This window comes from Candidatus Desulfatibia sp. (assembly GCF_036446775.1).
In the GTDB taxonomy this organism is placed as follows: domain Bacteria; phylum Desulfobacterota; class Desulfobacteria; order Desulfobacterales; family UBA11574; genus Desulfatibia_A.
In genome coordinates this window covers 1-8,175 of sequence record NZ_JAZFTO010000286.1, presented here as the reverse complement: position 1 = coordinate 8,175, position 8,175 = coordinate 1, and the positions used below count along the sequence as shown (strand labels likewise).

Annotated in this window: 7 protein-coding genes and 1 riboswitch; of the genes, 5 read left to right on the top strand and 2 right to left on the bottom strand. The window is 45.9% G+C overall.

What is annotated here, in order from left to right; all coding sequences use genetic code 11:
* Positions 1-411, top strand: a 411-nt coding sequence (locus tag V3S16_RS13595; protein ID WP_413885826.1) for a caspase family protein, incomplete at its 5' end; no start/stop codon positions are given.
* A gap of 76 nt (positions 412-487) precedes the next feature.
* Here V3S16_RS13595 and V3S16_RS13590 read toward each other — a convergent pair.
* Positions 488-2,665: an ATP-dependent RecD-like DNA helicase gene (locus V3S16_RS13590; RefSeq protein ID WP_413885824.1), complete on the bottom strand. Its 2,178-nt coding sequence runs from the start codon at positions 2,663-2,665 to the stop codon at positions 488-490.
* A gap of 227 nt (positions 2,666-2,892) precedes the next feature.
* Between V3S16_RS13590 and V3S16_RS13585 the strand changes: the two genes are divergently transcribed.
* The 4 genes from V3S16_RS13585 (at position 2,893) to ltaE (ending at position 7,377) form a co-directional block, all read left to right on the top strand.
* Positions 2,893-3,672 carry a divergent polysaccharide deacetylase family protein gene (locus V3S16_RS13585; protein ID WP_413885822.1) on the top strand — a complete coding sequence of 260 codons (780 nt, stop codon included), beginning with the start codon at positions 2,893-2,895 and terminating at the stop codon, positions 3,670-3,672.
* Positions 3,673-3,728: 56 nt separating this feature from the next.
* The gene (locus tag V3S16_RS13580) at positions 3,729-3,953 is read left to right on the top strand and encodes a hypothetical protein (protein ID WP_413885820.1); all 225 of its coding nucleotides are present in this window, start codon (positions 3,729-3,731) and stop codon (positions 3,951-3,953) included.
* Between the two features lie 87 nt (positions 3,954-4,040).
* Positions 4,041-4,130: riboswitch (cyclic di-GMP riboswitch) on the top strand.
* An 89-nt stretch (positions 4,131-4,219) separates the two neighbouring features.
* On the top strand, positions 4,220-5,632 hold the full coding sequence (locus V3S16_RS13575; protein ID WP_413885818.1) for a flagellar hook protein FlgE: 1,413 nt from the start codon (positions 4,220-4,222) through the stop codon (positions 5,630-5,632).
* Positions 5,633-6,339: 707 nt separating this feature from the next.
* Entirely contained in the window at positions 6,340-7,377 is a 1,038-nt protein-coding gene (gene ltaE / locus V3S16_RS13570; protein ID WP_413885816.1) for a low-specificity L-threonine aldolase, read from the top strand.
* 327 nt (positions 7,378-7,704) lie between these two features.
* Here the strand turns inward: ltaE and V3S16_RS13565 are convergent, their stop codons facing one another.
* Entirely contained in the window at positions 7,705-7,872 is a 168-nt protein-coding gene (locus tag V3S16_RS13565; RefSeq protein WP_413885814.1) for a hypothetical protein, read from the bottom strand.
* Positions 7,873-8,175: the final 303 nt, after the last annotated feature.

Here is an 8,175-nt window from a genome sequence, read left to right as displayed (position 1 = left end):
ATATCGAAAATGATGAACAGCATCGAATCAAAAACTTTAATTGCTTTTCTTGACAGTTGTTACAGTGCAGCAACTATAAATAGAGGCTGGCGCACTCGAAGTTTAATTGAAAAGGACCCTTTTGAAGAATTCAAGGGTGAGGGTAGAGTCGTCATCACATCTTCAAACGGCAAACAGCTCTCTTTGGAAATTAAGGAATACGGTCACGGAGTTTTCACATATTTTCTTATCCAAGGCCTGATCGGGAAAGCCGATCAGGACCTAGATGGATATATAACCTTGGATGAAATTTGGGATTATGTTAAAAACAATGTGAAAAATACTGCCAAGAAATTTGGCATTCATCAGACTCCAATTATTGATGGAAGGCATAGCTCTGGAATTCTGCTTTCTAAATATCCAAAGAAATGACCTGTCCTATGAGCTAAAGGCTGCCTTGGCTTTAATATATTGAAATTAATTGCCAAAAAGTATCCAGAGAAAAATTTCATGAAATATTGGAGCATAATCTGTGCTTTAAGCATGTATAGCGTCTATGCGTCTTGTCGTTATTGATACCCATGGCCAGCGCTTTCTTTGTGCCCACCACCACCACCAGCTCACGGCCGCGGGTAACGGCCGTGTAAATCAGATTGCGCTGCAAAAGTATATAGTGCTGAGTCAGGATGGGAATCACTACGGCCCGATATTCAGAACCTTGTGACTTGTGTATTGAAACGGCATAGGCCAGAACGACCTCGTCTAATTCCGAGAAATTATAAACAACATCCCGGCCGTCAAAAGCAATGATACTTGTTCGATCCTCGGGGCTAATCTGTATGATTTCCCCGATGTCCCCGTTAAAGACCTCTTTGTCATAATTGTTCTTGATCTGCATTACTTTATCGTTGACCCGATAAGTGCGCTCACCCCTTATGATGGCGTCCGGCCCCGGGTTTAGCGTATTTTGCAACTCTTTATTAAGATTACCGGCACCCACTATACCCTTGTGCATGGGTGTTAAAACCTGAATATCGCCGATTGAATCAAAGCCGAAGCGGTCCGGTATCCGCGTTTTGGTCAACTCTAATATGATGTTCAGAACTTTTTGGGGGTCTTCCTGCTCGATAAAATAAAAATCAGTGTCAGACCCGTCGCTTTTTAGAATGGGGAGTTCTCCCTTATTTATTTTATGAGCATTGACGATAATACGGCTTGCTCGGGCTTGACGGAAGATCTTGTTGAGTTCAACCACGGGCACGGCCCGCGAGGCTATAATGTCTTTAAGAACGTTTCCCGCACCCACGGAGGGAAGCTGATTCACGTCGCCTACCAGAATAAACGTCGTTTGGGCATGCACGGCCTTTAAAAGGTGATGCATCAGAATAGTATCGATCATGGAAGCTTCATCAATGATGATCAAATCGCAATTCAATGGTTTTTCCTGGTTTCTCTGAAAGCCCCCCTTTACTAAACTGAACTCCAGCATCCGGTGTATGGTCTTGGCCTCACGACCTGTGGCTTCGCTCATCCGTTTGGCAGCCCTGCCCGTAGGCGCAGCCAGCATTGTTTGCACTTTAAGTTTCGCAAAAGTTTTTAAAATAGCGTTGATAATAGTGGTTTTGCCGGTGCCGGGCCCACCGGTAATGACCATAACCTTATGTTCAAGAGCACACCGTATGGCTGCAACCTGGTTGTCGGCCAGGGTTATATCGAGCCGGCGCTGGACCCATTCGACGGCCTGGTCTATTTCAACCTTGCGGATTGATTTAGGTGCAATGATCAGCCTCTTTAACCGGCTGGAGATACTGGTTTCACAGTGATAAAACTTGGCCAGATAAACTGCTTTGTTGTTTTCCTTAAATTCTTCAAAGTCGGCATTCAAATCTTCAATAATGATTTTGTTTTCAGCGGCTATGCTGCCGAGGGCATCAACAACAATCTCTTTGTTAACGCCCAGCATTTCCATGCTTTCTGCCACAAGGGGTTCATAGGGATAATAGACATGCCCGTCGTCTGCAAGCTGATGGAGAACATAGAGTATGCCGGCCTCTATCCTCAGAGGGGAAATTTTGGGAAATCCTAGTTTTGCGGCAATACGGTCGGCAATCAAAAAACCGATTCCGAAAATGTCCGTTGCCAGGCGAAAGGGGTTCTCGGTCACCACTTCGATGGATCTGTTTTTATACTGTTTGAATATCTTGGTCGCATAACCGCTGCTGACCTCGTGAGATTGCAGAAAGAGCATTACATCCCGGATTTCTTTCTGCTCGTCCCAGGCATTCTTTATCATTTCAATGCGCTTGTCACCGATTCCTTCGATCTCACCCAGTCTTTCGATATCGGTTTCGATGACCTTAAGTGTTTTTTCCCCGAATCTTTTGACGATGCGATCGGCCATAACAGGACCGACCCCTTTGATAAGGCCGGAGCCCAGGTATTTTCGGATGCCGTAAACCGTCGCCGGAATCACGGTTTTGTATTCCGCCACCTTGAACTGCTCGCCGAATTTAGGGTGATTTACCCACTCGCCCTGCATTTTGATGATTTTGCCGGGTGTCGGCGCCACAATATTTCCGATCACGGTCACCAGATCCCGCCGACCGTGCACCTTTACCTTGGCAATGGTAAAGCCGTTTTCCTCATTGGTAAATGTTATTCTTTCTATCTGGCCGGAAAGTTCCATGCGCTATGATGATCCTTTGCCAACAATATTGCAACTGCATTTCGAAAGTAGTGTCGTTTTCTTGAAAGGCGGCACTATCCGGCCAGGTTGTATTCATTGCCAAAACGCTATGTTATACAATATATTGTATCCATGTTGACAATATGATCAATATATTGTATCTAAAGTTTTCGAGACGCGTTTAATAGAATGAAAAAGAAAGCACGGACTTTATAAGGGGAAATGCTATGAACAGAAGGAGTTTTATCTTCAAAAGTGCTGGTTTACTGATGGGAAACCTTCTAGGGTTGAACGCTTTTTCAAAGGCATTTGCCCGCACCATTGTTGCCGGAAAATCTTTTTCACAACCCCGGATCGCGCTGATAATTGATGATATCGGACACAGCCGGTCGATTGCCGCAAAATTTGTGGAACTAAAGACGCCCCTTACGTTTGCAATCCTGCCGCACATTAGGCATTCCAGCACTCTGGCCTTTAAGATTCATAACCGGGGTCATGAAATCATGCTGCATCAACCCATGGAACCATACAACGCAGATAGTTTTGATCCGGGCCCGGGAGCCCTTTATGTAGGCGATAGCAGTGAAAATATCAAGAGGGTTATTGAAGCCAACCTTTCCGTTGTGCCGTTTGCGATCGGGGTTAACAACCATATGGGTTCCAAGTTTACCGAAAGCCGCCAAGAGATCACGGAATCCCTGGGCGCCATTAAACGCCACGGTCTCTTCTTTGTCGACAGTATCACTTCGCATCGTTCCATTGCCTATAAAACCGCTCGCAATCTCGGCATACCCAGTACCGGCAGAAACGTCTTTCTGGACAACATCCACGATGAAGCCGCGATTCTTGATCAACTCTTCAAATTAAAACATCATGCGCTTCAATATGGCCGTGCCGTGGGAATCGGTCATCCCTTTCCCGAGACCGCTGCCGCCATCGGCCGTTTTATCAAAGATCTTAAAGGTTCTGATGTTAATTTGGTTCATGTATCCGCTATCCTTAGTTGAATGCGTGACTTTTTACGAGATCAACCTTGATGATCTCGACAAGAAAGGACTGACAAATGAAATTTTTCATAGCAGAACAAAACCTGGGAGGCGATGCTACTAAAGCACAGACGGAAAAACTTATTGAATTGCTTAAAGAAAAAGGGTGGGATGTCGAATATGGAATCAGTAAAAACGTAGCCACCGACGATTCGGAGTTCGGACAAGAGGAAAAAATTCAGGACCGATTCGCCGATGACTTTATGAGCTGCCTTGCTCAAATCGAAGAGCAGGCAGAATGATGATAATATTACACATTTTTGAATAAGTTTTAAAAAAAGTGAAGTTTTTAGTTGTTAATGCCGATATATAGATAATACCTAATTTAATTTGCTAAAAGGCAAACCTTCCGAAAGGTTGGGACGCAAAGCTTCCGGTCTAAACCCCGCAGGGCGGGGTAAGACAGCGGGGTTGCTAAGCTAAAAAAATAAGCAGCCCGTTTCTTTTCGGAAGCGGGTTTTTTTATTGCTTGCCTAAAACCGGGTGCGCCGGTCCATATGGGGGATATATGTTAAACGGTATTTCTGCTGCAATATCAGCAATTAGGACCTTAGAAAAAAAACTGAGCGTCACTGCCAATAATACGGCCAATGTAAATACTCAAGGATTCAAAGCAAGCAACGCAAGCTCCGTAGAAGTATTTCCTCAAAACTTATCTACGGCGGCCGGGGCGGCACAGATAGGACGAGGTACAACCTTGGGGCAAATCTCGCAGAATTATTCCAGCGGATCATTCGAACCCACTTCCTCTGCTACCGATATGGCTGTGGGAGGCACCGGTTTTTTCATAGTTAAAGATTCGGAAGGCGCGGAATATTACACCAGGGATGGACAGTTCAATTTTGATAAAGATGGTCGATTTGTGAATACCTCGGGGCAAGTAGTGCAGGGCTGGGAACTTGATCCCAATACCGGGGAAACACAAGGATCTATTAAGGATGTGACCCTGACTTCATTTACATCCCCGCCCGCAGAGACCAGTCACGGGAAAACGATCATAAACCTGAATGCAGATGCCCAAAACCGAACCGGTGGAACAAACGCCCTTGCAAGTGCCTGGGACGGTGACAATACCGCCGGGAATCATATTGGTGACAATCAATATGAATACAACACGTCCATAAAAGTATATGACGGTATCGGCAGCACGCATGAGATTACGTTCTACTTTGACAAAGGAGATAATGCTTCTACATGGGAATATATTGTCGCCAACAAACCTGCTGAAGACCAAAGATTGGGGGCTTCCGGCGATAACCTTGGATTGTTGGCGCGAGGGACTTTAGTGTTTGACAGTTCCGGTGCTATTTCAAATATGGCGATGGATACCAATGACGGAGCCGGCAACTGGGTCGCTCAAGATGTTACGACAGATCTTACAAATGGTTATTTTACGTACCGCCCTGACTTCCAGGGCGCACCGGACGGCTCTACACAGATGTCCATCCAGTTCGACTTTGGCACTTTTTATAATGGTTCCCAATGGGCGCATGAATCATTGTCGTCCACACAACATGCTGCGCAGTCAAATACTATTTATGCATCAACCAACGGGTACGGGGCCGGCGACCTCCAATCGATCGGCACAAATAGAGATGGAGTGATTACGGGCAGCTATTCCAACGGTGAAGTTTTGGATCTATTTCAGGTAGCTATTGCCAAATTCAACAACCCGCAAGCTCTTAACAAGATCGGAAACAACCTGTACTCAAGAACGACCGCATCAGGCGATGCCATTCCGGGTATGCCGGGGACAAACGGATTAGGCTCCATTATACCCGGTGCTTTGGAACAATCCAACGTAGATCTGGCGACAGAGGCCGTGAAGTTAATTATGATACAAAGAAGTTTGCAAGCAAATCTCAGTGTGATTCGCACTGAAGATGAACTCATAGGAGATATTATCGATATTATTTCATAAAACCGTAACAGTTCAGCTACATTTGACAGGATAACAGGATAGACTTGATTGTTTTTTCATCCTGTTGATCACTTAATTCAGATCCCTGGCCCAGACCTGGATACAATAATATTGTTACCAATATGTGATATTTACTGGGAATAGCCCAGCATAAACGGACTTTATTACATCGCACCAGGGCAGGCCTTGACCTTACGCTTAATTTCAACCTGCCCGCCATCGCGAGCTCAGGCGAGGCGGGCGGGCTTTTCTCTCTCCAAAATTAAGAATCAGACCCACAGGTTTCCCTCTAAAAACAAAGTAATTAACCCATTGGACTTCCCCAGTGAAATACGCCCGCCCGCCTCGCCTGAAGGCGGAGCCGATGGCGGGCAGGCTTCGCTGTCATTGACATGAATTTCACGGGGCAGGCATGGGCTTTAATTATTCGCCTGACTGATTTTAGTTCTATTGTGATACGTTTTTTGATTAACTGGATTTATCCGCCATACTTATGGCGGATAAATATCAAGTCTATCCTGTTATCCTGTCAAATATTTTGCCCCGGTGAACTATTACTAACGATTGAGCTTGACTCAATTGGGTTTTTACCTCTTTAAAGGCTTTGGCTCTTGCAGGATGTCCGGATTTCAGCTATTTATATAAAATGGAAAATTCCTTCGGCCGCTCCAGGTGTATCAGATAACAATCCGCTTAGGAGAAATAGTATGCATAATGTTGACCTTCGATCCGACACCGTCACAAAACCGACTAAGACTATGCGGCAGGCCATTTTTGCAGCCCAGGTCGGTGATGATGTATTTGGTGAGGATCCGACTGTAAATCAACTGGAGGAGATGGCCGCTGATCGGCTGGGCAAAGAAGCGGCTTTGTTCGTATCAAGTGGCACCATGGCAAATATCGTCTGCCAGCTGACGCACTGCAACCGGGGTGACGAAGTTATTCTGGGAGATCAGTCCCACATTTTTTTTTACGAACAGGGAGGATCCGCCGCTCTTGGCGGCATTCACCCCCGAACCGTGCCCAATCAGATCGACGGCAAACTGTCCCTTGATGACATTGAAGCCGCCGTGCGTCCGGATAATATTCATTTCCCCAGAACACGCTTGATCATCCTGGAAAACACCCATAACCGCTGCCACGGCAGCCCCCTTGACCCGGATTACATGCATGCGGTAGGCGAAATTGTCCGTTGTTACGATTTGAAACTGCACGTGGACGGTGCCAGACTTTTCAATGCCGCTGTTGCCCTGGATGTTGAGGCGAAGCGGCTGGCGGCTGAAGCTGATTCCGTCAGTATTTGTCTCAGCAAAGGTTTGGGGGCTCCGGCCGGGTCGATAATTTGCGGCACCCGCGAATTCATCGTTCAAGCGCGGCGAGCCCGCAAGATGCTTGGCGGCGGTATGCGGCAGGCCGGTATCCTGGCCGCAGCCGGTGTTGTGGCGCTCACCGAGATGACGGAACGCCTTGCAGATGACCATGCCAACGCCACAAAGCTGGCCGAAGGACTGGCCAATATCCAGGGAATATCCGTTGATCCGAAGCTTGTTCGTACCAACATTGTATATTTTGAAATTACACGCAGCGACATGACACCCCAACTCCTGGAACAGCGTCTCAAAAACGAAGGGGTACTATTATCACCCACCGGCCCGAGTCAGATGAGAGTCGTTACCAATTATCACGTAACATCAGACGATATCGAATACGTCTTGAACTCATTTTCCAGGATATTAAAATCGTAAAGCCCATATCATAAGGGTGCAGTTACTCTCATCTCCCGGGAAATGAAAAATATTTTGGACAGGATAACAGGCCCGCCCTGGCCTCCGGCTCGTAGAGACATGAGCCTACGCCTCGGAGAGCGCGACTTCCATAGAACATACTAAGGATGCTGCAAAATATATAAGCCAGAACCAAAGATGCAAACTTACAAATCCAGGTCTGGGCCAGGGATTGACTTGATATTATAAAAGTACGGAGGGCTTAGGAGATATCAAAGGGGAAACGGCTACTTTTAAAAAGTCAGAATTTCGATTTTAAGCCCTTCTATCCTTTCAAAATGCCTTATGTTATGTAACCACTGAAAACCCGAGCGAGAGCGCGGTAGAACCAATGATGAGGTCGTGGGCACCGATCCGAATACCTTTCTTGCATAAATCAGACCATAGTTCTGCGTACATCCTGGCAATGGAGATCTCAAAAACATATATTGGAAACAACTCGATAACTTTCTCCACGTAAGCACTTCTTTTCAAACGTCTTTTAGTTGCATTAAGGAATGGGGTCAAACCTTGATCATTGATTATCGTACAATTTAATGAATTATCACAAATAGTTATATTGACTAGGCAAATGATTTGCTGATGATATTAATCACAAATCAAGGTTTGACCTCAGGTTTTTCACCTTTTTCTTTTTATGCCAAGAAAAGCGCGAATGATGCACCAGGCGCATTGCACCACATTATCTGCAGGGGAATTGAAGGGGGGAAGAGTTAGGGACATTCTATTGGATTATTGGTTTAACTGGAATGAAGCAGG

Excerpts from the sequence above, each read along its gene's own strand:
- V3S16_RS13590 (WP_413885824.1), bottom strand. The coding sequence starts at position 2,665 with ATGGAACTTTCCGGCCAGATAGAAAGAATAACATTTACCAATGAGGAA.
- V3S16_RS13585 (WP_413885822.1), top strand. The coding sequence starts at position 2,893 with ATGAACAGAAGGAGTTTTATCTTCAAAAGTGCTGGTTTACTGATGGGA.
- V3S16_RS13580 (WP_413885820.1), top strand. The coding sequence starts at position 3,729 with ATGAAATTTTTCATAGCAGAACAAAACCTGGGAGGCGATGCTACTAAA.
- V3S16_RS13575 (WP_413885818.1), top strand. The coding sequence starts at position 4,220 with ATGTTAAACGGTATTTCTGCTGCAATATCAGCAATTAGGACCTTAGAA.
- ltaE (WP_413885816.1), top strand. The coding sequence starts at position 6,340 with ATGCATAATGTTGACCTTCGATCCGACACCGTCACAAAACCGACTAAG.